Consider the following 23590-nt stretch of genomic DNA (forward strand, 5'->3'; position numbering starts at 1 on the left):
GGGAGGAGAAGTATCACTTAGGGTAATGGATGATATATGAGGTTATGACGGCGCTTTAAAAAAACGAGGCCGCGCTCGCCCGCCACCGCGCCCTGCTGGAGGACCTCGCGGCGGGCACGCTGGACCTGGAGACCTTCCGCGAGCGGACCCGGGGCCAGCGGATCGGCCTCGTCGCGGACGGCGAGACGCTCTGGGTGTTCGACCAGGTGCACGACCGCTGGTGCTACTGCGACGGGCTGCAGTTCCAGACCTACGCGGCCACCGATCGACCGACGCCCGCGCCGGTGTCCACGCCGGTCTCCCCGGTCTCCCCGGTCTCCCCGGTCTCCCCTGCCCCTACGGCGCCTCCGGGGGCCCCGGGGGCCGCGACGGCCGCCCCCACGACGCCCGCGCAGGCCCCGGCGGCGACCTCCCCGAACGCGGCTCCGGCGGATGCCCCCACGGCGGCGCCGCCCGTGCCCGGCCCGTACGCGCCCACCCGGACCGGCGAGCCGTGATCCCCGCGGAGCCGCCCTCGGCGCCGGGCCTGCCGGCCGGCCTGGTCGGGCGGCAGGTGGCCGGCTACCGCCTGGAGAGGGAGATCGGGCGCGGCGGGATGGCCGTGGTCTACCGGGCCAAGGACCTGCGGCTCGGCCGGACCGTCGCGATCAAGCTGCTGGCCCCCGAGCTGGCCCGCAACGAGGTGTTCCGGCAACGCTTCATGCACGAGTCCGAGGCCGCCGCGGGGATCGACCATCCACACATCGTCCCGGTGTTCGAGGCCGGGGAGCACGACGGCATCCTCTACCTGGCGATGCGCTTCGTCGACGGCGGCGACCTGCGGGCCCTGATCAACCGGGACGGCCCGCTGCCGATCGAGCGCGCCACCCGGCTGGCGCTGCAGATCGCCTCCGCCCTCGACGCCGCCCACGACCACCAGCTGGTGCACCGGGACGTCAAGCCGGGCAACGTCCTGGTCGCCGCCGGCACGGACAGCGAGCACCCCGAGCACCTGTACCTGGCGGACTTCGGGCTGACCAAGAAGTCCCTGTCGCTCAGCGGGCTGACCAGCGCCGGCCAGATCGTCGGGACGCTGGACTACGCCGCCCCCGAGCAGATCTCCGGCAGCCCGCTGGACGGGCGCTGCGACCAGTACAGCCTCGGCTGCGTGGTCTTCGAGCTGCTCGCGGGCGCCCCGCCGTTCCGCCGGGAGAGTGACCTCGCCCTGCTCTGGGCGCACCTCAACGACCCGCCGCCCGAACTGCGCGGTCCACGTCCCGACCTCCCGGAGGCGGTCGGAACGGTGGTCGCCCGTGCCCTCGCCAAGGCGCCCGGGGAGCGGTACCCGAGCTGTCTGCAGTTCGTCGCCGAGCTGCGGGCGGCCACCGGGCCCGCTCCGTGGAGCGGCGGCGGGCCGCCCACCCGGGCCGTCCCGGCCGTCGCCCGGGCCCCCGCCGGGCCGACCCGGCTGCCGGATCCGCCCATCTGGGCCGGCCCGGCCTTCCACCCGCCGTCCCTGGACCGTTAGGGAGAGCTGTCGACCATGAACGCCGTCAGTCAGGTCTTCGCCATGCTCGCCGCTGCGATCCACCTCGTGGTGTGGCCGCTGGAGAGCTACCTGTACGGGCACCCACGGGTGCGCTACATGCTCACCGGCAGCACGGCGGACGCCCCGGAGGTCCGACTGTGGCGCTTCAACGTCGGCTTCTACAACCTGTTCCTGGCCCTGGGCCTGGTCGCCGGGCTGGTCCTGCTGCACACCGGGCACGCCCGCTCGGGGCGGCCGGTGATCCTCTACGTCGCGGCCTTCATGGTGGCCGGCGGGATCACCCTGTTCGTCTCGGAGCCGAAGGTGTGGCGCGGCGCCCTGACCCAGGCCGTCCCGGCGGCGGTCATCCTGATCGCCGAGGCGGTCTAGGATCTTCGACTTCCGCCTGCGGGGCGGCGTCGGAGCACGCGCCGTGCGTGCCGGCCCGCCAGGCTCTCAGCCGCCCGCGTCCTCGGTGACCTCGCCGCGCCGCCGCACCCGTGACGCGAGCAGTGCGCCGATCAGCCCGGTCAGCAGCCCCCAGCCCGCCGCCAGCGGCACCGACGGCCACAGCGCCGGGCGCAGCGTCAGGCTGCCGCTGCCCAGCGACGCCAGCGGGTTGCTGCCGAGGACCGCGCCGAGCAGGTCCCCCAGTCCGCCCTGGCCGAGGCCCACGCCCAGCACGGACAGTCCGTAGTCGGCGTCCATCCGGGTCCACAGGCCGACCAGCAGCACGGTGACAGTGGTGGCCACGGCGAAGCGGACGGCGTGCTGCCGGAGGCGGACGGTACGCGGGGTGCGGCGGGCGGCGAGGAAGGCGGCGGCGAGCAGCAGCACGGCGGCCACCGGCAGCAGCCACCAGCTGCGGGCGTCGTGGTCGGCCAGGGTCCCGAGGTCGACGGTCGCCTCCTTCCCGCCGGGGGCGCGCAGCACCGCGCTGAGCGGCTCGGGCACGGGAAGGCCGAGCGCACCGACCAACCGCCCGTGCCACACGGCGCCGAGGCCGAGGCCGAAGGCCATCCAGACCAGGTCGGGCAGGGCGAGCAGCAGCACGGCCACGGTCTGCCGGGCGTTGCCGTGGGTGATCGCGGTGACGATCCCGGCGACCGCGCCGATGGCCACGTACGCCAGCAGCACCATCCACAGTGCGAACGCGGCCGGGCGGACGGCGAGTTGGTAGCGCAGCAGCCCGCGCGGCAGCGGTGCCCGCCGGGACACCGCGAAGGTGGCCGCGAGCACCAGCAGCAGCCAGGCCAGCCCGATGCCGATCGTGGTGACGCCCTCCGCATGGAAGCCGAGCTCGGGGGTGAGCCCGAGCGCGCCGCCGATGGTCTGCGCCAGGCTGCCGCCGAGCTGGATCACGAAGGTGTGCTTCGCGCTGACGGTGATCACCACCAGGGCGATCAGCCAGAGCACCACCGTCCGGATGATCCGGCCGAGCAGTTCACCGCCCCCGGCGACCGCGCGGAAGCGCAGTTGGCGCAGGAACACCTCGGCTATCACGACCGCGCCGACCAGCGAGACGGTCAGCGGCATCGCGTCGACCCCGGCGTCCACGGCGGCGAAGCTGCCGGCACCGCCGTCCAGCTGGACGGATCCGCCGACGGCCAGCGCCAGTGTCGCGGCGAGCACGGGCGGGAAGCCGCCCTCCGGGAGGTCGTCGGCGCCGGCCAGCCAGAGGCCGAGCGCGGCGACCGCCGCCATCGCGACGAGCCCGGCCAGCACGACCGCGAGCGCGTCCAGCCAGCCGCGGAGGGCTCCGGGCGGGCCGGCGGCCCCGGTGGTGGGCTGCTGCATGCCGCCTCCCTCTGTTCACTCGGGCCTTATCCGTTCCCAGGGTGACCGACCACGGCCGGGCACGCTCGGCGACGGCGACGGCACCTGCTGTTGCGGCGAACGGGGCACCGGGGGAGAAATGGAACCCAGTGGCAGGAGCTTCCCGTGCCGGCCGTTGGCGCCGACCGCCTGCGAAACGGAGCCTCGATGAGTTCCCAACTGCCCCCCACCGGCCCGCCCTACGGCCCGCCGTCCGGTCCCCCGTCCGGCCCACTGGCCGGTCCGCCGTCGGGTGGCGGCGCGGCCGGACCGCCACCGCCCTCGGGCCCTTCCGGGTCCTCCTCCGCCGGTGCGGGCGGTCGGGGCCCACGCCGGCCGTGGTGGCGCTCCGGAAAGGGCCTGTCGGTGGCCGCGGCGGTGGTGGCGGCGGCTGTGGTGGCCACCGTGCTGATCGTCAGCAACCAGGGCGGCAAGAACGAGGCCGTTCCGACCGCCAACGAGGTCGCCCTGCAGGCCCCGGCCGACCCGGGGCCTGCCCCGTTCACCCCGTCGGTGGAAACCCAGGGCATGAGTGCTCCGGCGCCCGCCCCCTCGACCAGCGCGCCGGCCCAGCCGGGCAGCCCGGCGAACGGCAGCCCCACGGCCGTCCTGCACAGCGTGCAGGGCAGCTCGGCGGGGCTGTACGGCGGGACGATGAGCAGGCCCAGCTGTGACACCGAGCGGCTGATCGGCATGGTGAGCAGCGGTGACACCGGTCGGGCCTGGGCCTCGGCAGCGGGGATCGAGCAGTCCGCCATCCCGTCCTACCTGCGCTCGCTGACCTCGGCGTACCTGCGGGTGGACACCCGGGTGACCAACCACAGCTACAAGAGCGGCGCCGTGGTGGAGTTCCAGTCGGTGCTGCAGGCGGGCACCGCCGTCCTGGTGGACGCCCGGGGCGTGCCCCGGGTGCGGTGCGCCTGCGGCAACCCGCTGAAGCCGCCGACGCTGGTGAGCAACGCCAAGTACACCGGGAAGGCCTGGACGGGTTTCGAACCGAGCACGCTGATCGTGGTGGTCCCGGCGCCGCAACCGGTGCCCGAGATCGTCCTGGTGAACGTGGAGACGGGGGGCTGGTTCGCCCGGCTGACCGGGCGGGCCGACGTGGTGGACAAGCGCGTCGACCAGCCGAGGGGCCCGCTGGTGCCGGGCATCCCGCCGCCCGCCCCGTGGAAGCCGACCGGCCCCGCGGCGACGGCTTCGGCCTCCGGCAGGACCTCCTCCCGGTCCGGATCGCCGACCACCTCGGGTACCACGTCCTCGGGTGCGACCTCCTCCAGGGCTACGTCTTCGGGTGCCGGCTCATCCGCCGCGACCTCCTCCGGTGCGACCTCGTCGGGCGCCACCTCCTCCGGCGCCACCTCCTCCCGGCCCCCCACCGGGACGGGCTCGGCCTCGGCCACCTCCTCGACCAGTACGAACAGGCCCTCCGAGAGCACCGCGACGACGAGCACCTCGTCCGGCTCGACGTCCACGTCCTCGTCCACGTCCACCACCGGCTCGACGCTCACCCAGCCGCCTTCCAGCAGGACCACGACGAGCACCGGCCCCACCAGCACGACGACGGCCGGCACCTCCGCCCCGACCACAACCGAGGGCACGCCCTGACCCGGGTCCCGCCGCCACCGTCCGCCCAGCGACCGGTGGTGACGGCGTGGCTCCGGGCAGCAGCACCTTCGCGTCCTCCGGTCCCAGCAGCCGCCCGTCCGCGGCGTGCATCTCCACCGGGGCGTCCGGCGCGCCGGACGCGCGGTCGAGGCGTTCGTGTGCGATGAATGCCGGCACGCACCACTGACGATTCGACCGGGCGGCGAATCCGCGCATTAATCGGTGGCTGACGACGCCGCGAACCGGCAGAGTGCCGCCATGATCGGCGAAGGACTGGACGAGGACGGGTACATCGCGCGGGAGGGCTCGCCGGAGCGCGTCGCGGCGGAGTTCGCCCCGGTGGTCGACGCCGCCCGGGAGCGGATCGCCGCTGCCTTCGGCCCCGCGCGGCTGCACAGCGCCTACCTGTACGGCAGCATCCCCCGGGGCACCGCGATCCCCGGCGTCTCCGACCTCGATCTGCTGCTCGCCCTGCGCCACGAGCCCACTCCGGCCGACCGCGCCGGGGCCGACGCCCTGGAGGCCGCCCTCGATTCGGCCTTCCCGCAGGTCAACGGCGTCGGCGTGCTGCTGTTCGGCACGGACACCCTGCTCAGTGAGCTGGAGCGGCACGACCTGGGCTGGTTCATCGCCTGCCTGTGCACCCCCCTGCTCGGCGAGGACCTCGCGGAGCAGCTCCCCCGCTACCGCCCCACCTCTCTGCTCGCCCGCGAGACCAACGGCGACCTCGCGCTCGCCCTCCCCCGCTGGCGCGAACGACTGGCGGCCACCGCCCCGGACGGCGGTCTCACGGCGCTCAGCCGTGCGGTCTCGCGCCGCCTCGTCCGCACCGGATTCACCCTGGTGATGCCCCGCTGGAACGGCTGGACCAGCGACCTCACCGCCTCCGCCGAGGCCTTCGCCGCCCACTACCCCGACCGCGCCGAGCAGATGCGCCTCGCCGCGGGCGTCGCCCGCACCCCCACCACGGACCGGGCCGTCCTGGCCGTCCTCATCGACGACCTGGCTCCCTGGCTGGCCGCCGAGTACACCGCCGTCCACGGCGAGAAGGCGCCGCGCCCGTGACCGGCGACCCCCTCGTCCGCGAGGTCTTCCCCGACCTCCTCCACGAGCTGACGGCGCTCCTGGAGGCGGAGGGCGAGGCAGAACTCGCCGCCGGCGCCCGGGATCTGCGCCTGGTCGCGGACTGCGGCTGCGGCGACGACTTCTGCCAGAGCTTCCGCACCGAGCCCCACCGGGGCGGTCAGCCGTACGGCCCGGGCCATCGCTGCGTGCCGCTGCTGCCCACGGAGGGCACTCTGATCCTGGACGTCGTCGACGGCCGGATCGTCTACGTCGAGGTTCTCGGCCGCGAACCCCTGCGGGATCTGCGCCGGCCCCCGGACCAGCCCGGTCACCAACCCGATCACCGGCCCAGCCGGCCGAGCCGGTGACCGTTCGTGATACGGCTCAGTCCACGCAGGGAATCCCGCCGGCCTTGACCGCCGGCCCCTGCATCGGCAGTCCGGCGGCCGGGTCGGCGGAGCCGTCGGCAGGTGCCGAGGCGCCCGCGGAGGGCGTGGCCGGGGTGGGGGTCGGGGTGTGGGTGGCGGCGAGGGTGACGCGGACGTGGCCCGCGGCGACCGCCGCGGAAGGAGCGGCGGTGACGCCGTAGTGCGCGGCGACCGCCTGGGCGTCGGCCTTGGCGCCGCTGCCGTACGTCACCGTGGTGGCGCGGGTCCGCGCGGGGGCGTCGCCGATCCTGCCCGCCTGGTAGCCGAGGGCGACCAGGGCCTTGGACTCGGTGGCCGCCGCGCCCGCGCCCGCCGCCGCGTTGACGTCGACCACGGACTTGGGCGCGCCGCTCGGCGAGGGCGTGGGCGAGGCCGTCTCGCTCGCGGCGGAGACGGGCGCCGTCTCCGGGGCGGTGAGTGCCGCGTCCCGGTTGAACAGCTGCCGGACGATCTTCTTGATGAGGTCCGGGTTGACGGTGTTGACCTCCTGCCCGCCGACGGTCTTGAACCCGGTGATCGGCAGGGTGTTGAACTCGACGTTGCCGCCGGTCAGGTTGGGCGCCTGCTGGGCAAAGTCGAGGATGTTCCACTCGTTGTCGATCACGACGTCCTTCTTCACCACCCCGAACAGCTTCTGCATCTGCCCGAAGTCGTTGAGGACGCCCTGCTCCTTGAGCCGGTACTCGACGGAGGAGATGAACGCCTGCTGCCGGTGGGTCCGGTCGAGGTCGCCGTTGGTGAGGTGGTGGCGCTGGCGGACGAAGGACAGCGCCTGGGCGGCGTCGAGCGAGCTGATCCCGGCGGGCAGCTTGAGGCCGGTGCCGCCGCCCTCGTGGGTGGCGGTCCGGGCGATGATCGGATCGTCGACCGGGTGGTTGAGGCAGACCTGGATCGGCTCGACCGCCTTGGCGATGTCGTAGAAGCCGATCAGGTTGACCTCGGCGAAGTGGTCGACGGGGACGTCCAGGAAGCTCTGCACGGTCTGGATGGTGGCCGAGCGGCCCGCCTCCCGGCTCTGCCGTTCCAGTTCGGCCTTGGAGAGTCCCTTGCCGGCGAGCTTCGCCTCGGCGGCCTCCTTGGCGATGCCGTAGGCCTCCTTGATCTTGTGCATCTTGCCGTCGGCGCCGACGGTCTGCACGTAGTCGTCGCGCGGGACGGACAGCGCGGTGACCTTGCCCCCGTTGGCCGGGATGTGCAGCACGATCAGGGCGTTGGTGTTGTAGCCGCCGATCTCGCTGGAGCCGGCGTGCAGTTCGTCCTCCACGAACTGCTTGGGCAGGTCGTTGCCGTCCATGTCCTTGCGGCTGTCCAGCCCGATCAGCAGCAGGTTGACGGACTTGTCGAGGTGCGGCGGGGCGTTCCGCTTGGCGTCGGCCAGCGCGGTGGACTTGATCATGCCGTCGTCCAGGCTGCGGTACTCGAACCAGGTGAAGCCACTGGCGCCGAGCACCACGACCGAGACGGTACAGGCCAGGGTGCGGCCGGCCACGGTCAGCGGGTCGGAGCCGCGGCGCGGGTCGGAGCCCCGGCCGGGCACCCGGCCGCGCGGGCGGTTGCTGCGCTCAGCCACGGCGCCCCCTTCCGCTCGGGGCAGTGGACCTGACGGGCCGGCGGCCTTCGAGCACCGTCCGGACCACGATCACCAGCAGTGCGACGGCCACCGCCTCGGCCATCACCGGGAACGCCTCGACCACCCAGCGCACCGCACCGGCGCCCAGGCCCTTGCCCTGGTACCGGACGGGATCGGACAGGTATTCGACGCCCGAGGCCGTGAGCAGCACCACCAGCGGGGCACCGGTCACCACCCACCAGCGGCCGCTCCGGCTGCACAGCAGGGCCGCGATGCCGGTGCCGAGCACCGCGCCGACCGCGAACAGGATGCCGACCCCGGGGCCGCCCAGCTCGTCCGCGGTCCCGCCGAGCAGCGGGAGCCCGACCGCCGCGAGCGCGGCGACCAGGCTTCCGCGTCGGCGGGCCTGCTGCCTGCGGCGCGAGGCCCCGCTCCGCTGGGCACGGCCCTGTCGCGACGGGTCGGTGGCGCCACCGGCGCCGCGGGAGCGCTGGGCGGGCACGGCGGGGTCCTCGGTGCGGGTTCCCGCGTCCTGGTACGACGTTCTCGCCCGCTGGCCGGCCATGCGCACTTCCCTCGATCGTTTCGGCTGCGGCGGCGCGACCACGCCACCGCTCGTGCCGGGACGCCACCGGTCCCGTGGCAGTTCCCACCGTCTTCAGGCCCGTAGAAGCTGGTGTGGAGCATACAAATCCATTTCAGCAGAGTCATCCACCGCCGTTCCGCGACGGCGGACCGCCTTTCCCGGCCCTCGTTAGGATGACCATGATCCCCGCCACGTCGGCACACCAACAGGAACGCGCCAGAGGAGCAGAGCGTCACCATGTTTGAGAGTCTGAAGAACCTCGCCGACAAGGCCACCGACCTCGCCCGCGAGCACGGCGACGTGCTCGGGCAGGGTCTGGAGAAGGTCGGCGACGTGATCGACGACCACACGGACGGCAAGTACAGCGGGCAGATCGACACCGGCGTGGAGAAGGCGAAGGACTTCCTGCGCAATCTCGACGGGGACCGGAAGCCGGCCGAATAGGGCCGGAAGGGCCTCCCGAGGGGCACGGTCGACCGTACGGCGATCGAACTGGATGACGAGTGAACGGGGAGGGACCGGCAGCGGTGGGTGAGGAGCAGAAGGGACCGCGCTGGGGGCGCTGGATCGTGATCGGCGTCCTGGCCGCGGCCGGGTGGGGCATCGTCCGCGGGGGCGGCCACGAGCCCGCCGCCTCCTCGGCGGTGCCCTCCTCGCCCCCGTCCGCCACCGCCTCGGCACCCTCCTCCGCCGCCCCGCACGCGTCCTCCACGGCGCCGTCGAAGGCATCCGGCGTCTACGAGCCGGCCGACTACGCGGCGCCCGTGCGCAAGTACGCCGCCGAGGCCGGGGTCAACCCCCAGCTGTTGATGGCGATCCTCTACAACGAGGCGTACAAGCCGCACGACCCGGACTTCGAACGGGCCTGGCAGCGCAACAAGCCGGACGCCGCCTTCGGCATCGCCAACATGCACCGGGCCGCCTTCGACGACACCAAGCCGGGCCGCCCGTTCGCCGACCGCCGCTGGGAGGAGCTACCGGACGACCGCGACCTGGCGATCGAGGCCGCCGCCTGGCACCTCCACGACCTGGCCGGCCGGCTGCCCGCCCGGGTGAGCGCCCCGCTGGACAAGGACGAGCTGCTCGCCCTCGGCTACAACGCCGGGGCGGGCAACATGCTCGCGTTCGCCCGGGGCGTCAAGATCGGCTCGCAGGCGCAGTCCTACCTGGACCGGCTGCACGACAACTGGGCGCGGTCCGGCGAGGCCGCGAAGTAGGCGCCGGAGGGGGTCAGCTGACGCCGAGCCGGGTGGCCCACCTGGCGCGCCAGGCCAGCGCGTCGGCGACGCCCTCGGCGAGGCTGTGCTTCGCCGTCCAGCCGAGCAGCTCGCGGGCGGCGTCCACGGAGGCGTAGCAGCCGATCACGTCGCCCGGGCGCGGCCCCGCCTCACGGACGTCCAGCTCGGTGCCGACGGCCCGTTCGAAGGCGGCGACCAGCTCCCGGACGGTGGTACCCTCGCCCGTCCCGACGTTGATCGCCCGGTAGCGGTCGGCCGCGCCGGGGGCGATCACCTCGTCGAACCGGAGCAGCGCGGCGACGTGGGCCTCCGCGAGGTCCTGCACGTGGACGTAGTCGCGGATGCCGGAGCCGTCCCGGGTCGGCCAGTCCACGCCGGTGACGGTGAACGGGGTGCCGTGGGTGTGCGCCTCGATCAGCTTGCCGAGGGCGTGGCTGGGGTTGAGGTTCTGCAGGCCGGTGCGCAGCCGGGGGTCGGCTCCGATCGGATTGAAGTACCGCAGGGCGATGACCCGTTGCTGCTCGGCCCCCTCGCCGCGGGTCCAGTCCTGGAGCACCTGCTCCATCATCAGCTTGGTGCGTGCGTACGGGCTGTTCGCCTCGACCGGGGAGTTCTCGTCGACCCGGCCGTCCGGGGTGGGCGCGTAGATCGAGGCGGAGCTGCTGAAGACCACCCGGGTGCAGCCGTGGCGCTGCAGGGCGTCGAGGAGTTCGACGGTCTTGGCGACGTTCTCCCGGTAGTAGAACAGCGGCTTGGCCACCGACTCCGGGACGACGATCCTGGCCGCGCAGTGCACGGTGGCATCGATGTCCGGGTGCTCGGTGAAGATCCGTTCCAGCAGGGCCGCGTCGGCGATGTCGCCGTCGTAGAAGACGCGGTCCTCCACGAACTCGGCGCGGCCCCGGGACAGGTCGTCCAGGACGACCGGGGTGATGCCCCGGTCGAGCAGGGCCGAGGCCACGGTGCTGCCGATGAAGCCGGCGCCGCCGGTGATCAGGACCTTCCTCATGCGCGGTTGCTCCCTTGCGATCGGCCGGGCGCCCGGTGACGCCCGGTGATCATTGGGACGTGATCGGTGCGCGCCCGGTTCCCGCCGGCGGTGCGTCGTCTACCGACGGGCGGCGGGCGGCGGGCAGCAGGCGGCGGCCCGGCAGGCTGCGAGCAGCAGGCGGCGCCGTCCTCCGGACCGTCAGCGACGCCGTGCGCGGGCGCGCAGCCGGAAGCCGGTGGCGACCAGGGCTACGGCCGCGGTGGCGGTGGCGATGGCGGCCCAGGTGGTGGCGTCGTCGGTGGTCTCGCGGACGGGCGCGTCGTGGGCGGGAGCGGCGGGAGCGGCGGGAGCGGCGGCTGCGGCCGTGGTGGTGCGGGCGGCGGAAGCCGCGCCGGGGGTGGCGGGTGGCGCGGAGGTGACCGTCGCCCCCATCGGAGCAGGGTCGCTGATCGCCACGGCCTCGACGTCGAGTTCGCGCTCACCGTGGCCCAGCGAGGGGAAGGCGCAGTCGACGGCGACCTTCCAGTGCCCGGCGGGCAGCAACTCACGGGTGGTGTACGTCCCCGGCTGCCCCGGCACCGGCACCAGCCGCCAGGGGCCGATGGTCCGGCCGTCGGCGGCGGTCGCGGAGAGCGTGCCGGCGAAGTCCTCGGTGACCGGGTCGTGGTCGTTCTCCCAGGTGGCGACGGCCCTGACCCGTCCGTTCTGCTGCCCGTCCACGTCCAGGTGGACGGTGTCCCCGTGGGCGGCGGCGGGTGCGGCGGCGGGCAGGACGGCCGCGGCGGCGAGGACGAGGGGGGCGAGCAGCGGGCGGGTGCGGATGCGCATGGCGGGCGGTCCTCGGGCGGTGGGCGTGCGGGGAGCGGGGAGCGGTGGCGCCGGGTGCGGCCGCCCTCGGATTGGGGGGCGGCCGCACCCGTGGTGCGCCGGGGTGGAGCGGGCTTCCGGGCCTACGAGGTCTTCAGCAGCGACCAGCTCTGGTAGGGCCGGCCGTTCGGCTGCTGAAGCTCCAGCAGCCAACCACCGTAGTACCAACGGTCGCTGAGCCCGAGCACCAGGGTGGAACCGTCCGCCGTGAGGGTGAACCCGCCGTCGCCGGGCGTGAGTTGCCACTTCTGCGCGGCGGCGTCGGCGCACGGCTGCTGCGCCACGTACTGCCCGGCGACGGGCGTGCCGCCGAGCTGCAGGCACTTCCCGGAGCGCGCCGACTTGATCCGCACGGCGCCGTTCCCCGCGTCCTCGAACAGCCACTTCTGGTTGGCGTAGCCGGTGCGCTGGTAGCCGATCGCCACGGTGCCGTCGTTCATCGAGCTGCCCCACAGGTCGGCGGCCTGGCCGGTGAGGCCGTTGACCATCGTGTAGTGGGTGCCGGGCTGCGGGCGGCCGCCGTCGGCGAGGGTGTGGAAGCCCGCCTGGCGGCCGGGCTTGCCGACCTTTCCGGCCGCGTCGCGGACGGCGACGGCCACGGTGTAGCCGGTTCCGGGGGCCAGTCGGACCACGCCGACCACGGTCGAGCGGACGGTGCCGATGGTCTGGCCGTTCAGCTGCACGTCGTAGCCCGCGGCGGCGGGGACGGCGGTCCAGCTCAGTACGACCGAGTTCTGGGTGATCTGACTGACCGTCACTTCGGGTCCGGTGCCGCCCGTGGTCGGGGTCGCGGTCGGGGACGGCGACCCGGTCGGTGTGGCGGTGGGGCTGCCGGTGGGCGTCGGGGACGGCGAGGGCGTGCGGGTGGGCGTGCCCGTAGCCGTCGGACTGCCGGTCGGAGTCGGGGTCGCGGTCGGGGTGGGCGTGGGGTTCGGGCCGGTGCCGTTGCCCGCGATGAGGAAGCGGTTGTTCGCCACGTTCCAGTGCGTGGCCAGGTAGCTTCCGGGCGCGGGGTTCGTGTTGTAGTAGTCGTCGTGGTTGCAGTCGAGCCGGTCGTCATGGGCGCGGTCCGGGCAGACGGTCCGCATCTGCGGATAGTAGGGGGCGTCCGAGTAGCACATGATGTCCCACTCGTCCGTGCAGTGGCCCGCCTTGCTGGAGTTCGGTGCACTGTTGCTCACCGCGCCCAGGTTGTGGCCGAGTTCATGGGCGGCGGTGGTGCCGCTCCAGCAGCCGGAGTCGGTCCGGCCGTACGAGGGGCCGAAGTTGCTCAGGTTGTCCTGGCCGGAGCGCTCGTCGCCGGCGAAGGTGCCGATCCCGCAGTACACCTTGGCGTCGGTGAACATCATGTACTTGCGGTCCTTGCGGTTGAACCCCTGCGCGGCCAGGGCGCGGTTGCTCGCGTTGAAGTCCTGGATCTCGGCGTCCGAGATCTGCACGTTCAACACCGAGGCGGTGCAGTCGGGTTCGGTGACGAAGCGGACGTGCCGCACACCGCCGGTCTCGGCGGCGCTGGCGTTGTAGATGACGTCGACGTCAGCGGCCCACTTCTTGAACGAGGGCAGGTACTGGGCGAACCGGTCGTTGCCCGGGGTGTGCACGTACACCACCTGGACGCGGTTGCCACTGCTGCCGTCGCCCTCGCAGACCAGGCCCGACCCAGCCGCCGGGGCCCCGGCCTCCTGGGGTGCGGCGGCGGTGCCGGAGTCACCGAGCAACGCCTTCTGGGTGGCGTCGAGGACGGGCGCGCCGCCCTTCAGCAGGTCGGCGGCCGCGGGCGGTTGGGCGCCCGCCGCCGGGGTGAGCGCGGGCGCCTGGGCGGCCGGGGTCGCGACCGGCGGGGCGTCCTTGTGGATGTCCACGTCCTTGGGCGGGGCGTCCGGGCCGTGGCTGCACTGGGTGCTGCCGGTGACCTCCAGCATGTTGCCGCAGCGGTCGCTGGTCGGCAGGCTCAGCCCGGCATAGACCAGGCCGCGGTCGGGCTGGTCCTTGGGTATCGCCTTGGGCGGGGCGGCCTTCTCGTCCCGCTTCGGGGCGGGCGCCCTGGTGGCGCCCTCGGCGGTGCCGGTCTCCCCCGACCCGCCGTCGTCCGCGACCGCGTCGACCGGCGCGTCCGCCACCGCGACGGCGTTGTGCACCGCTCCCGGCTCCAGAGCCGTGTTCAGGCCCAGGGCGCCCGCGACCAGTCCGGCCGCCACCGCCACGGCGACCAGTGCACTCCTGCGGGTGAGCCTGCGGCGCCTGCGCCGACGGAGCTCACTGCTCCGGTGTCCCATCGCGTTCCTTTCCTCGTGCGACGGTCCGCGCCCGGTGGTGCGGGGCTCGGACCTTCCGACACAAGGGAGAGCGAGGGGGACGGCCGGGGATAACAGAAACCTCTTGCGAAATTCCTGGACGCGTTCGAGTCAGCAGGCAGGGCGCGCCGCCCGCGGGTGGCGAAACGAGGACGCGGTCGGGGGCGGAGGCAGGGCAGCGGAGGCAAGGGCGGCCGCGGTCTGCGCGAGGGGCGGGCACGTAGGTGCCGGGGGGCGCACTGGGGGTGCGCGCTCCCCGGCAGGGGGTGGTGGCGGCCACCCGGCCGGAGCCCAGGGGCCTGCGGCTCCGTCGGCCGCGAGGAACGCCAGACCTCTCGACCGGTCGCGACCAGCACCCTGACCAGGGAGGCTTCCGCCCCGGTCATGCCATCGCCGACCGGTACATGGCGGCCCGCCACCCACAGCGAGGGCCGGGGACTCAAGCCGCGACCGGCATCCGGGCCACCCGGCAGCCGCCGTGCAGCCGGGCCAGCCCGGCGGCGAGCACCGCGCGGTCGCCGGCGAGCCACAGCCGCAGCGCGGCGGAGAGCGCGGCGCTGGCCGGACCGAGCGCCGACCCGCCGGTGTGCACCAGCCGCTCGCCCAGCAGCGGCAGCAGGTCCGCGACCTCGGAGGGCAGCCAGAGGGTCACCGCGCAGGGCGCGGGCCGGGCGAGGACCCGCAGCAGCGGCAGCACCGAACCATCGTCGTGCAGCGCCGGGATGACCTCCAGGAGCCCGTCGACCGCGACCCCGGAGACGTCGCCGCCCTGGCCGCGTGCGAGGTCCCGCAGCAGCGCCCGTTCGGCGGCGGCGATCCGGACGGTCAGCATGACCTCGTCGTCGCAGTCCATGGTCCCGGTGTGGCCGTAGTGGCACATACGGGTCATCAGGCCCCTCCTTCTCCACCGACCATGCTGGCGCTCGCACGGCCGTACGGGCGAGGGCCGAAAGACCCTGCCGCCCGGACCGTGCACGAACCACCGCGATGGACGCATCCCCACAGGTCGGGCCGATACGACGGGACGTACCGTCGGACGGGACGATGATCCGCGCGGACCGGACCCGGACGGATCGGCCGTTTGAGTGATCCACACGCGTTCGGCGCAACGCTCACCGGACCGGCGCGTTTCCCATGACGTGCGCCCTCCGCCCCCTGGCGCACGCGGGGCCCACGCTCGCCGGTCCCCGCCTCCCGGCCGGCCGGCCGGTGCCCTCCCCAGGTACCGCCCGCACCGGTCCTCCCACTGAGAGGAAGTGTCATGGTCCTGCCGACCACCGCCCTGCTGGCAGAGACACGGAAACGGATCGTCCCGCCGAGAAGCACGCCGCCCCCCGTCCCCACCGTCCACGCGGCCGTCCCGCCGCTCGCCCCCGGCGCACTGCCGGGCCTCGGCCACGCCGCCGCGCTGTTGCGCGACCCGCTCGGCTTCCTCGGCTCGCTGGCGCGCCTCGGCGGCGTGGTCCGCATCCGGCTCGGCCCGCGCACCGTCTGCGTGGTGACCGACGCGCGGCTCGTCCACACCCTGCTCGTCGCGCTCGCCCACGACTGTCCGCGCGGCGCCGTCCAGGACACCCTGAAGACGGCCTTCGGCGACGGCCTGCTGATGTCCGAGGGCCAGGCGCACCGCGACCGCCGCCGGATCATCCAACCCGCCTTCGGCCCGGACCGGATGGCCGGGTACCTGGCCGTGATGCACCAGGTCACCGAGGAGCGGGCCGGACGCTGGCAGCCCGGCCAAGTCCTCGACGTGGCCAAGGAGATGAACCACCTGGCGCTGGAGATCGTCACCCGCTCGCTGTTCGGCGCCCGGCTAAGCGAGGATGCCACCCTGGCCTTCCACCGCGCCCTGCCCGACCTGGTGAAGGGCCAGATCGTCCAGTCCCTCTACCCCCACCCGGCGTTCGCCCGGCTGCCGCTGCCCGTCAACCGGCGCTTCGACGCCGCCGTACGGGTGCTCAACCGGGTGGTCGACCAGGCCGTCAACGGCCGCGCCGCGAAGGCCCGTCCGGAGTGTCACGGAGGCACCCTGCCGGCCCTGCTGCGGGCCGCCCGCGACCAGGGCACCGGCCGTCCGCTCACCGAGGCCGACGTCCGCTCCGAGGCGATCACCATGTTCGGCGCCGGCACCGAGACCGTCTCCACCACCCTCACCTGGCTGCTGGACGAACTCCTGCGCCACCCCGAGGTGGAGGCCCGCCTCCTCGCCGAGCTGGACGAACACCTGCCCGCCGGCACCACCCCCACCCCGGAGGCGCTCAGCCGGCTCACCTACACCCGCAGCGTCACCCAGGAGGTGGTGCGGCTGCACGCGCCCAACGCCTTCCTGATGCGCACCGCCCAGGTGCCGGTGGACCTCGGCCCGTACCGGATCCCGGCCGGCACCGAGCTCCTGTACAGCCTCACCGCGCTGCACCGCGATCCGGTGCGCTACGACGAACCGCTGAGTTTCCGGCCCGAGCGCTGGCAGGACGGCGGCGGCCTCGGCCGACCCTCCTTCCTGCCGTTCGGGGCGGGCAAGCACAAGTGCATCGGGGAGGCCTTCGCCTGGGCCGAGCTGACCGTCGCGGCGGCCGCGATCCTGCGCCGCTGGCGGCCGGTGGCGGTGCCGGGGGCGCGGGCCCGGGAAGTGGTGTGGACGACCGTCCAGGCCCAGGGGCTGCGGGTCCGGCTGGCGCCCCGCACGGAGGCAGCGGGCGCGACGACCGCCGTCCCCACCGGGGAGGGGCCGGTGGACCGGCCCCTCCCCGCGGGCTGCCCGTTCACGGGCAGCGCGGCCACCACCGCCGCGCCGACCCCGCGGCCGCCCGCCGAACTGCGCGCCGCCGCCGACCGGCACGCCGACTGGACGGTCCACCACGGCCTGCTCGCCCCGGCCGAACTGCCCGGCTACCGGGCCTACGCGCTGCACGAGCTGATCGGCCACGCCTTCCCGCGCGCCCGGGGCACCGAACTGGACCTGCTGGTCGACATGCTCGGCTGGTTCACCGTCCTGGACGACCGCTTCGACGGCCCGCCCGGACGCCGCCCCAGCGAGGCCCACGCGCTGGTCGACCCGCTGATCTCCGCCCTCGACGGCGACACCCGCCAGTCCACCCCGGACGATCGGCTGCTCACCGCCTGGCGGGAACTCTGGCACCGCCAGAGCGAGTCGGCCTCCCCCGCCTGGCGCGCCAGGGCGGCCCGCGAATGGCGCGCCTGTCTGGCCACCTTCCCCGCCGAGGCCGAACACCGCGCCCGCGGCACCGTCCCCGCCCTCGGCCTCGGCCTGGCGGACACCATGCGGCTACGCCGCCACGGCAGCTGCCTCTACCCGTTCATGAACATACTGGAACGGGTCCACGGCGCCGACGCCCCCGCCGCCCTGCACGCGGAGCCCGCACTGCACCGCCTGCGCGCCAACACCGCCGACGCCGCGACGCTGATCAACGACCTCTACTCGCTGGAGCGGGAGGAACGGCAGAGCGCGGCCGCCTTCAACACCGTCCTCACCCTCCAACGGATCCGCGGCTGCACCCGCAGCCGGGCCGTCCGCGCGGTCCGCGCCCGGGTCACCCGGCTGCGCCAGGAGAGCGAGGAACTGCGACGCGACCTCGGCCGCCGGCACCCGACGGGGCGCTGGTACCTGGACGGCACCCGCGAACTGGTCGCCGGCGTCCAGGCCTGGACCAGCACCAGCGACCGCTACCTGGTGCCGAGCGACCGGGGGCACTGAGGCCCCGCCCCGGTACCCGCGGTCGTGTTACTTGCGGCCGCCGAGCGCGAAGAGCAGCAGGACGAAGCCCGCGAACAGGTGCGTCGCGAAGACGTAGATCCCCGCGCGGAGCAGCATCGCCTTGCGGCGGCGCCCCTCCTCGCTCGTACCGTCACCCTTCGCCGGGCTGTCGGCGCCGTCGCTCATGGTGCGGCTCTCCTCTGGGTCGGGTGCGGGCTTCGGGCCGCGAGCTCAGCGGTGTGATCGGCCGCCGGAAGCGCGCAGTTCGGTGAGCAGCGCGCCCTGGTCGGTGATCAACTCGGTCAGGATCCGGCGCGCAGCGCGCAGCAGCTCGGCGACGTCCGGAGTGCTGAGCGCGTACACCACCGTGTTGCCCTCGCGGGTGGCCGTGACCAGCTGGGTGCGGCGCAGCACCGCGAGCTGCTGGGAGAGGTTGGACGGCTCGACCTCGATCTCCGCCAGCAGCTCGCGCACCGGCCGGGGACCGTCCTGGAGCAGCTCCAGGACGCGGATCCGGACCGGGTGGCCGAGGGTGCGGAAGAACTCCGCCTTGGCCTGGTACAGCGGGACCGGCACAGTCCGTTCCCTCCCTCGAATCCGGCTCGGTGGTCGTCCGGCCGGGCGGGGTCCGTGCCGCGGCCGACAGGCATCATCGCCACGGATGAAGATTTCTTCAAGTCGTCACAGCGGAAGGTGACCACCCCCACACCACCCACCACACCGCCCACCACACCGCCGGCCACTCCGGGACGACGCGGGGTCCGGGCCCGGGACGCTGCCGACTCCCGGGATCGACAGTTCGAGTGACGAGTAGTCAGCCAGGCACCGGCGGTTCCGCCGAGGCCGGGGCCGGACCGGGCAAGCTTTTCCCTGCCCGTTCCGGCCGTGCGGCTCCCCGCCGCCCTCCCAGCAAGGCGTTCCACCCATGCCGTTCCGTTCCGCCCCCGAAGGAGGGCGCCTACGCGCCACCGCCGCGGCGCTGCTCGCCCTCCTCGCCCTCACCGCCCTCGTGGGCGTCGCGCCGGCGCCCGAACCCCTGCTCGGCTCCGAGATCCGCCGGATCCCGACCGAGGAACACGTCCTCGCCCTCACCTTCAACGCCGCCTGGAACGAGACCGGACTCGACACCGTCCTCGGCGTCCTGCGCGACCGCGCCGCACCGGCCGTCTTCTTCCCCACCGGCGACTTCGCCGACCACCACCCCCGCGCCCTGCGGGCCATCGCCGCAGCGGGCCACGGCCTCGGCAACCACTCGTACAGCCACCCCGACTTCACCGCCCTCTCCCCCGACCGGGCCCGGAGCGAGGTGCGCCGCGCCGACACCGCGATCCGCGCCGCCTCCGACGCCGAACCGCTGCCGTTCTTCCGCTTCCCCTACAGCGCGACCAGCCCGCAGGCCGTCGCCACCGTCAACGGCCTCGGCTACGCCGACCTCGAGTACACCGCCGACACCAAGGGCTACCTCGGCCCCGTCCACGGCATGACCGCCGACCGCGCCGTCGAACGGGCCCTCGCCGCCCTCACCCCGGGCGCCGTCCTCCAGCTCCACGTCGGCGCCAGCGAGGAGAGCGGCCCCGACACCTGCCTCGACGCCGAGGCACTCCCGCGCATCATCGACGGCGCCCGCGCCCGCGGCTACCGGATCATCGACCTGCGCACCCTGCTGAACCGCTGACCGGATCGCGGTCGAGCGTGACAGCCGGGGCAGCGGGCGACACCCGAAAAACCGCACCCGCGATGGGCCGCCCGGACCCGGTCCCGCTCAGCCCAGACCGGCCCGCAGGGCGTCCACCCGGGCCACGGCCTGGGTGAAGGCCTCGCGGTCGAGGGCGCCGGAGTCGAGGGCGGCGGCCAGGGCGGTCGCGGCGTCCTCGCCCTGCTGGGGGTCGCGGGCGGAGCAGAGGATGAGGTCCATGCCGGCCGCCGCGGCGGCGACGGCGCGGGGGCCGGTGGGGCCGTACGGGGTGAGGGCGTCGGCTTCCAGGGCGTCGGTGATGGTGACGCCCCGGAAGCCGAGGCGGTCGCGGAGTTCGCCCTGGATCACGGTGGGCGAGAACCCGGCCGGGCGGTCGGGGTCCAGCGCCGGGTAGACGGCCCAGGAGGCCATCACCAGGCGCACGCCGGCGGCGATGGCGGCCCGGTACGGGGCTTCGCCGCGGGTGCGCAGCTGGTCGAGCGGGACGGGGAGGGTGACGGGACGGGCGTCGGTGTTCTCGTCGCGGGCGGCGGCGCCGAGGCCGGGGAAGTGCTTGGCGGTGGCCGCCACGCCCTGGCTCTGCTGGGCGGCGAGGAAGGCGCTGCCCAGTTCACCCACCCGGGTGGGGTCCTGGCCGTAGGAGCGCTCGAAGTGGTCGATGAAGTTGTCCGGGGTGTCGTAGACGTCGAGCACCGGGGCGAGGTTGACGTTCAGCCCCGCACCGGCGAGGGTCCCGGCGGCGCCGGTGCCGGACTGCACGGCGGCGGTGACCGGGTCCGGGGCCGCGCCGGTGCGGCGGGCGGAGAGTTCGGGCGCGCCGGGCAGTCGGCGGACCTTGCCGCCCTCCTGGTCGGTCATCAGCAGCAGCGGTCGCGGGTGCGGGGCCTCGGCGGCCGCCCGCTTCAACCGGGATATCGCCTCGGCGAGTTGCTCCGGACTGGTGACGTTCTCGCCGAACAGGATCACCCCGGCGGCCCGGCCCTCCCGGATCGCGTCCAGCGTCGCGGGCGGCGGGGTCGGGCCCGGGTAGGAGAGCACGATCCGACGCCCCGCGAGCTCGCGGGAGTCCTGGGGCCGGGCGGTCATCGGTGCGGTCCTCTCGGCGTCGGCGCCGCTGCCGCGGGTCGCCGACCCGGCCGGGACCGGCCCCAGCGCGGCCCCCACCACCAGCAGCACCGAGGCCAGCTGGGCAACATGCCGGAACGGGGCCATCACGCCTCCAGGATCAGCAACGGCATACGGTCGGTCAGCGTACCCAGGAACCGACCGTCCGGCAGCCCGGCGGAAAGCCGTGGGGTTTCTCCGGCCTGCGGCGCCAGGGTGGCCGGGCGGGGTGAACCTGGGCGAGCCCGGGTGCACCGGCGGCTGCTGCGGCTACCTGTCCGCCGTCGTGCAGCGGATCGAGGACACCGTCCCCCGGTCGGACCGGCAGCTGCCCGTCGACGCCGCCCGACCGCCGGAGTACACCTTGGAGGCCGACCGGTTACGACGCCGAACTGGCCCGGATGGAGGCCGACCCGTGGTGGCGACCGGAGGCCCGAGCGCCGAACCCCTCACCGCCGCGCAGGCGGCCCGCACTTACCGCGCGGCCGGACGACGCCCCGCGCGCCGCACCAACTCCCCCAGGACGGCGGCCCCTTCGGCGATCTCGCCCGGCGAGCGGGCCGCGTAGCCGAGCACCAGACCGGGCGGGTAGGGGAGGCGGGCGTGCCAGGAGAGTGGCTGGGTCTTGACCCCGCGGGCGAGCGCGGCAGTGGCCAACTCGGTGTCGCTACAGCCGAGTTCCTCGGGGAGGGTGAGCATCAGGTGCAGTCCGGCGGCCGCGCCGTGCACCGTGGCGGTGGGCAGGTGGGTGCGGACGGCGGCGATCACGGCGTCCCGGCGGCGGCGGTGGCGGCGGCGCAACAGCCTCAGGTGGCGCTCCAGTTCACCGGATTCCATCAGCCGGGCCAGCACCAGTTGGGGCAGTACCGGGTTGCCGAGGTCGGCGAAGCGCTTGGCGTCCAGCACGGCGTCGTGCAGTCGCGGGGGCACCAGCAGCCATCCGGTGCGCAGGGCGGGGGCCAGCAGCTTGGAAATGCTGCCCGCGTAACAGACCCGGTCGGGCAGTTCGGCCCGCAGGGCGGGCAGGGGCGGGCGGTCGTAGCGGTGTTCGGCGTCGTAGTCGTCCTCGATGACCAGCCCTCCTTCGGCCGCCCAGCCCAGCAGTTCGCGCCGCCGTTCACCGCTGAGGACGACGCCGGTCGGGTACTGGTGGGCGGGGGTGAGCAGGACTGCGGGGGCGCCGGTGGCACGCAGGGCGTCGACCCGGATGCCCTCGGCGTCGACCGGGACGGGCGGGGTGGCGGCGAGCCAGTGGGCGAGGTGCTGGCGGGCGCCGAGCGATCCCGGGTCCTCGACGGCGACCTCGGTGATGCCCGCCCGTTCCAGGGCGCGGCCGAGCAGCGCGAGTGCCTGGGCCGTTCCGGCGACGACGAGCACCTCGTCGGGGTCGGCGCGGACGCCCCGGTTGCGAGCGAGCCAGTGGGCGACGGCCTGCCGCAGGGCGGGGGCGCCGCGGACGTCCCCGTAGCCGAGGTCGTGGGCGGCGAGGCCGTCGAGGACGGCTCGTTCGGCGCGCAGCCAGGCGGCGCGGGGGAAGGCGGCGAGGTCGGGCAGGCCGGGGGTGAGGTCGATCCGGGCGGGTGTGCCGCGCAGGTGGTCGAACACTTCGGGGCCCGGGTCGGCACGGAACAGGACGGGCGCCGGACGGGGCGACGGGACGTCCTGCGGGGCGGCGAGCGGGCCGTCCTGCGGCGCGGCAGGCGGCTGGGCGGGTGTCAGGGCGACGACGGTGCCACCCCTGCCCCGCCCGGCGAGCTGGCCCGACTCGGCGAGGCGCCGGTAGGCGTCGGTCACCACGCCTCGGGAGACGCCGAGTTCGGCCGCCAGCACCCGACTGGCGGGCAGCCGGCTGCCCGCCGGGAGGCGCCCGTCGGCGACGGCCTCGCGCAACCGGCGGGCCAGCCAGTCGGTGAGGCCGCCGGGCGGGGCGTCGGCGGCATCGAGCTGGAGGAAGTCGGCGCCGGTCTCCCCGGACCCGCCGACGTGTTTGGACCTGTCGACACCACTCTCTTTGGACCTGTTCACCGGTCCATAGTGGCGCGAGGGTTGAGCCATGACCACCGAAACCCTGACCACCGGAACCGTTGCTGCCGAAGCCACCGCTGCCGAAGCCGACTCCCACCCCGCCCCCTACGTCCACGGCTACTCGGACAGCGAGGCGCAGCGTCTCGGCGACCAGGCCGACACCCTCGCCGAACTGCTGCACGCGGGCACGGTCTACCCGGCGGGCAGCCGGGTGCTGGAGGCGGGCTGCGGGGTGGGCGCTCAGACCGCGCACCTCCTGGCCGCCAGCCCCGGCGTGCTGCTGACGGCCGCGGACGTCTCGGCGGAGTCGCTGGCCCAGGCGCGGGCCAGGATCGCCGGTGTCGCGCCGAGCGCCCGGGTCGTCTGGCACCACGGAGACCTGCACCGACTGCCCTTCCCGGACGGCACGTTCGACCACGTCTTCCTGTGCTTCGTGCTGGAGCACCTGCCCGACCCGGCGGCCGGGCTGGCCGCGCTGCGGCGGGTGCTGCGGCCGGGCGGGACGATCACCGTGATCGAGGGCGACCACGGCTCGGCCTTCTTCCACCCGGAGACTCCGGCGGCCCGCCGCACCATCGACCACCTGGTACGGCTCCAGGCCGGGGCGGGCGGCGACGCCCTGCTGGGCCGTCGGCTGTACCCGCTGCTAACGGCGGCCGGCTTCGCGGACGTGACGGTCCGCCCCCGTACGGTCTACGCGGACGGCGGCTGCCCGGCCCTGGTGGACGGCTTCACCCTGCGCACGTTCGTCGCGATGGTCGAGGCCGTCCGGGCGGAAGCCCTGGCCGCCGGCCTCACCACCCCTGAGGCCTTCGATCGCGGCATCGCCGAACTGCGCGGGGCGGCCGGGCCGGGCGGGACGTTCCACTACACCTTCTTCAAGGCGGTGGCGGTCAACCCGTAGGGCGTCCGAGGCTTCCCGCTACCACCAGCCGCCGCAGCCGCTGGAGTCGCAGGCCCGCAGGTGGACGTCGTGGGCACCGTTTGTGGTGGTACAGCTTCCCGAACGTCATGTTCTTCTGCTCCAGGCCTCCGGACTCCCGGGTGATCCGCATCTGCACCCGGACGCCGTCGACCTTCT

22 protein-coding genes are annotated in these 23590 nt (G+C 74.5%); 11 read left to right on the plus strand and 11 right to left on the minus strand.

Features of this window, described 5'->3' with window-relative positions:
- The first annotated feature begins 194 nt into the window (after positions 1 to 194).
- Genes HS99_RS44120 through HS99_RS18365 form a run of 3 tightly spaced genes read left to right on the plus strand, consistent with a single transcriptional unit; the run spans position 195 to position 1897 of the window.
- Positions 195 to 497: a hypothetical protein gene (locus HS99_RS44120; RefSeq protein WP_141763752.1), complete on the plus strand. Its 303-nt coding sequence runs from the start codon at positions 195 to 197 to the stop codon at positions 495 to 497.
- Positions 494 to 1507 (plus strand): serine/threonine-protein kinase, encoded by a 1014-nt coding sequence (locus HS99_RS18360; protein WP_037829691.1) that lies wholly within the window; start codon positions 494 to 496, stop codon positions 1505 to 1507. Before HS99_RS44120 ends, HS99_RS18360 begins: the two co-directional genes overlap by 4 nt.
- 15 nt (positions 1508 to 1522) lie before the next feature.
- The gene (locus HS99_RS18365) at positions 1523 to 1897 is read left to right on the plus strand and encodes a DUF1304 domain-containing protein (RefSeq protein ID WP_030284513.1); all 375 of its coding nucleotides are present in this window, start codon (positions 1523 to 1525) and stop codon (positions 1895 to 1897) included.
- 66 nt (positions 1898 to 1963) lie between these two features.
- Here the strand turns inward: HS99_RS18365 and HS99_RS18370 are convergent, their stop codons facing one another.
- Positions 1964 to 3304, minus strand: coding sequence for a streptophobe family protein (locus tag HS99_RS18370; RefSeq protein WP_043388248.1), 1341 nt, complete (start codon positions 3302 to 3304; stop codon positions 1964 to 1966).
- A gap of 384 nt (positions 3305 to 3688) precedes the next feature.
- Between HS99_RS18370 and HS99_RS44125 the strand changes: the two genes are divergently transcribed.
- The 3 genes from HS99_RS44125 (at position 3689) to HS99_RS18390 (ending at position 6363) form a co-directional block, all read left to right on the plus strand.
- Positions 3689 to 4930, plus strand: coding sequence for a DUF6777 domain-containing protein (locus tag HS99_RS44125; protein ID WP_141763753.1), 1242 nt, complete (start codon positions 3689 to 3691; stop codon positions 4928 to 4930).
- Between the two features lie 258 nt (positions 4931 to 5188).
- A complete protein-coding gene (locus tag HS99_RS18385; RefSeq protein WP_030553070.1) occupies positions 5189 to 5995 on the plus strand; it encodes a nucleotidyltransferase domain-containing protein in 807 nt (268 codons plus the stop codon).
- Positions 5992 to 6363: a hypothetical protein gene (locus tag HS99_RS18390; protein ID WP_043388250.1), complete on the plus strand. Its 372-nt coding sequence runs from the start codon at positions 5992 to 5994 to the stop codon at positions 6361 to 6363. Before HS99_RS18385 ends, HS99_RS18390 begins: the two co-directional genes overlap by 4 nt.
- A gap of 16 nt (positions 6364 to 6379) precedes the next feature.
- On the opposite strand, the gene HS99_RS18395 is transcribed toward HS99_RS18390, so the two are convergent.
- Positions 6380 to 7993, minus strand: coding sequence for an LCP family protein (locus HS99_RS18395; RefSeq protein ID WP_094742931.1), 1614 nt, complete (start codon positions 7991 to 7993; stop codon positions 6380 to 6382).
- Positions 7986 to 8558 carry a DUF6542 domain-containing protein gene (locus tag HS99_RS18400; RefSeq protein ID WP_050366345.1) on the minus strand — a complete coding sequence of 191 codons (573 nt, stop codon included), beginning with the start codon at positions 8556 to 8558 and terminating at the stop codon, positions 7986 to 7988. Before HS99_RS18400 ends, HS99_RS18395 begins: the two co-directional genes overlap by 8 nt.
- Before the next feature lie 258 nt (positions 8559 to 8816).
- Between HS99_RS18400 and HS99_RS18405 the strand changes: the two genes are divergently transcribed.
- On the plus strand, positions 8817 to 9023 hold the full coding sequence (locus tag HS99_RS18405) for an antitoxin (RefSeq protein WP_030553075.1): 207 nt from the start codon (positions 8817 to 8819) through the stop codon (positions 9021 to 9023).
- Between the two features lie 83 nt (positions 9024 to 9106).
- Positions 9107 to 9796 carry a hypothetical protein gene (locus HS99_RS18410; protein ID WP_030553077.1) on the plus strand — a complete coding sequence of 230 codons (690 nt, stop codon included), beginning with the start codon at positions 9107 to 9109 and terminating at the stop codon, positions 9794 to 9796.
- 13 nt (positions 9797 to 9809) lie between these two features.
- On the opposite strand, the gene galE is transcribed toward HS99_RS18410, so the two are convergent.
- From galE to HS99_RS18430, 4 genes are all read right to left on the minus strand, one after another.
- Positions 9810 to 10826 carry a UDP-glucose 4-epimerase GalE gene (gene galE, locus HS99_RS18415; RefSeq protein ID WP_046386987.1) on the minus strand — a complete coding sequence of 339 codons (1017 nt, stop codon included), beginning with the start codon at positions 10824 to 10826 and terminating at the stop codon, positions 9810 to 9812.
- 180 nt (positions 10827 to 11006) lie between these two features.
- A complete protein-coding gene (locus tag HS99_RS18420) occupies positions 11007 to 11636 on the minus strand; it encodes a hypothetical protein (protein WP_050366346.1) in 630 nt (209 codons plus the stop codon).
- Positions 11637 to 11758: 122 nt separating this feature from the next.
- A complete protein-coding gene (locus HS99_RS18425; RefSeq protein WP_223885873.1) occupies positions 11759 to 13951 on the minus strand; it encodes an RICIN domain-containing protein in 2193 nt (730 codons plus the stop codon).
- A gap of 457 nt (positions 13952 to 14408) precedes the next feature.
- Positions 14409 to 14858: a hypothetical protein gene (locus HS99_RS18430; RefSeq protein ID WP_141763754.1), complete on the minus strand. Its 450-nt coding sequence runs from the start codon at positions 14856 to 14858 to the stop codon at positions 14409 to 14411.
- A gap of 372 nt (positions 14859 to 15230) precedes the next feature.
- Here HS99_RS18430 and HS99_RS18435 point away from each other — a divergent pair, with 372 nt between their 5' ends.
- Complete coding sequence (locus HS99_RS18435; RefSeq protein ID WP_051835526.1) at positions 15231 to 17684, plus strand: cytochrome P450; 2454 nt, start codon at positions 15231 to 15233, stop codon at positions 17682 to 17684.
- Between the two features lie 27 nt (positions 17685 to 17711).
- Here HS99_RS18435 and HS99_RS45030 read toward each other — a convergent pair whose 3' ends face one another.
- A complete protein-coding gene (locus HS99_RS45030) occupies positions 17712 to 17870 on the minus strand; it encodes a DUF6126 family protein (RefSeq protein ID WP_167344927.1) in 159 nt (52 codons plus the stop codon).
- A gap of 45 nt (positions 17871 to 17915) precedes the next feature.
- Positions 17916 to 18260, minus strand: coding sequence for an ArsR/SmtB family transcription factor (locus tag HS99_RS18440; protein ID WP_030284482.1), 345 nt, complete (start codon positions 18258 to 18260; stop codon positions 17916 to 17918).
- A 349-nt stretch (positions 18261 to 18609) separates the two neighbouring features.
- Between HS99_RS18440 and HS99_RS18445 the strand changes: the two genes are divergently transcribed.
- On the plus strand, positions 18610 to 19359 hold the full coding sequence (locus tag HS99_RS18445) for a polysaccharide deacetylase family protein (protein WP_030553084.1): 750 nt from the start codon (positions 18610 to 18612) through the stop codon (positions 19357 to 19359).
- A gap of 87 nt (positions 19360 to 19446) precedes the next feature.
- On the opposite strand, the gene HS99_RS18450 is transcribed toward HS99_RS18445, so the two are convergent.
- Both HS99_RS18450 and pdxR read right to left on the minus strand, forming a co-directional pair.
- Positions 19447 to 20592 carry a glycoside hydrolase family 3 N-terminal domain-containing protein gene (locus HS99_RS18450; RefSeq protein ID WP_030553086.1) on the minus strand — a complete coding sequence of 382 codons (1146 nt, stop codon included), beginning with the start codon at positions 20590 to 20592 and terminating at the stop codon, positions 19447 to 19449.
- A 366-nt stretch (positions 20593 to 20958) separates the two neighbouring features.
- Positions 20959 to 22509 (minus strand): MocR-like pyridoxine biosynthesis transcription factor PdxR, encoded by a 1551-nt coding sequence (gene pdxR, locus HS99_RS18455; protein ID WP_030553088.1) that lies wholly within the window; start codon positions 22507 to 22509, stop codon positions 20959 to 20961.
- A gap of 28 nt (positions 22510 to 22537) precedes the next feature.
- On the opposite strand from pdxR, the gene HS99_RS18460 reads away from it, so the two are divergent.
- A complete protein-coding gene (locus HS99_RS18460) occupies positions 22538 to 23413 on the plus strand; it encodes a methyltransferase domain-containing protein (RefSeq protein ID WP_046387254.1) in 876 nt (291 codons plus the stop codon).
- The last annotated feature ends 177 nt before the right edge of the window (positions 23414 to 23590 follow it).

The organism is Kitasatospora aureofaciens (assembly GCF_001188955.3).
Classification (GTDB): domain Bacteria; phylum Actinomycetota; class Actinomycetes; order Streptomycetales; family Streptomycetaceae; genus Kitasatospora; species Kitasatospora aureofaciens.

What these genes read in the sequence shown, in the direction of transcription:
- HS99_RS18365 (WP_030284513.1), top strand. Translation starts at nt 1,523, where the DNA reads ATGAACGCCGTCAGTCAGGTCTTCGCCATGCTCGCCGCTGCGATCCAC.
- HS99_RS18370 (WP_043388248.1), bottom strand. Translation starts at nt 3,304, where the DNA reads ATGCAGCAGCCCACCACCGGGGCCGCCGGCCCGCCCGGAGCCCTCCGC.
- HS99_RS18385 (WP_030553070.1), top strand. Translation starts at nt 5,189, where the DNA reads ATGATCGGCGAAGGACTGGACGAGGACGGGTACATCGCGCGGGAGGGC.
- HS99_RS18400 (WP_050366345.1), bottom strand. Translation starts at nt 8,558, where the DNA reads ATGGCCGGCCAGCGGGCGAGAACGTCGTACCAGGACGCGGGAACCCGC.
- HS99_RS18405 (WP_030553075.1), top strand. Translation starts at nt 8,817, where the DNA reads ATGTTTGAGAGTCTGAAGAACCTCGCCGACAAGGCCACCGACCTCGCC.
- galE (WP_046386987.1), bottom strand. Translation starts at nt 10,826, where the DNA reads ATGAGGAAGGTCCTGATCACCGGCGGCGCCGGCTTCATCGGCAGCACC.
- HS99_RS18420 (WP_050366346.1), bottom strand. Translation starts at nt 11,636, where the DNA reads ATGCGCATCCGCACCCGCCCGCTGCTCGCCCCCCTCGTCCTCGCCGCC.
- HS99_RS18425 (WP_223885873.1), bottom strand. Translation starts at nt 13,951, where the DNA reads ATGGGACACCGGAGCAGTGAGCTCCGTCGGCGCAGGCGCCGCAGGCTC.
- HS99_RS18430 (WP_141763754.1), bottom strand. Translation starts at nt 14,858, where the DNA reads ATGACCCGTATGTGCCACTACGGCCACACCGGGACCATGGACTGCGAC.
- HS99_RS18435 (WP_051835526.1), top strand. Translation starts at nt 15,231, where the DNA reads ATGGTCCTGCCGACCACCGCCCTGCTGGCAGAGACACGGAAACGGATC.
- HS99_RS45030 (WP_167344927.1), bottom strand. Translation starts at nt 17,870, where the DNA reads ATGAGCGACGGCGCCGACAGCCCGGCGAAGGGTGACGGTACGAGCGAG.
- HS99_RS18445 (WP_030553084.1), top strand. Translation starts at nt 18,610, where the DNA reads ATGCCGTTCCGTTCCGCCCCCGAAGGAGGGCGCCTACGCGCCACCGCC.
- HS99_RS18450 (WP_030553086.1), bottom strand. Translation starts at nt 20,592, where the DNA reads ATGGCCCCGTTCCGGCATGTTGCCCAGCTGGCCTCGGTGCTGCTGGTG.
- HS99_RS18460 (WP_046387254.1), top strand. Translation starts at nt 22,538, where the DNA reads ATGACCACCGAAACCCTGACCACCGGAACCGTTGCTGCCGAAGCCACC.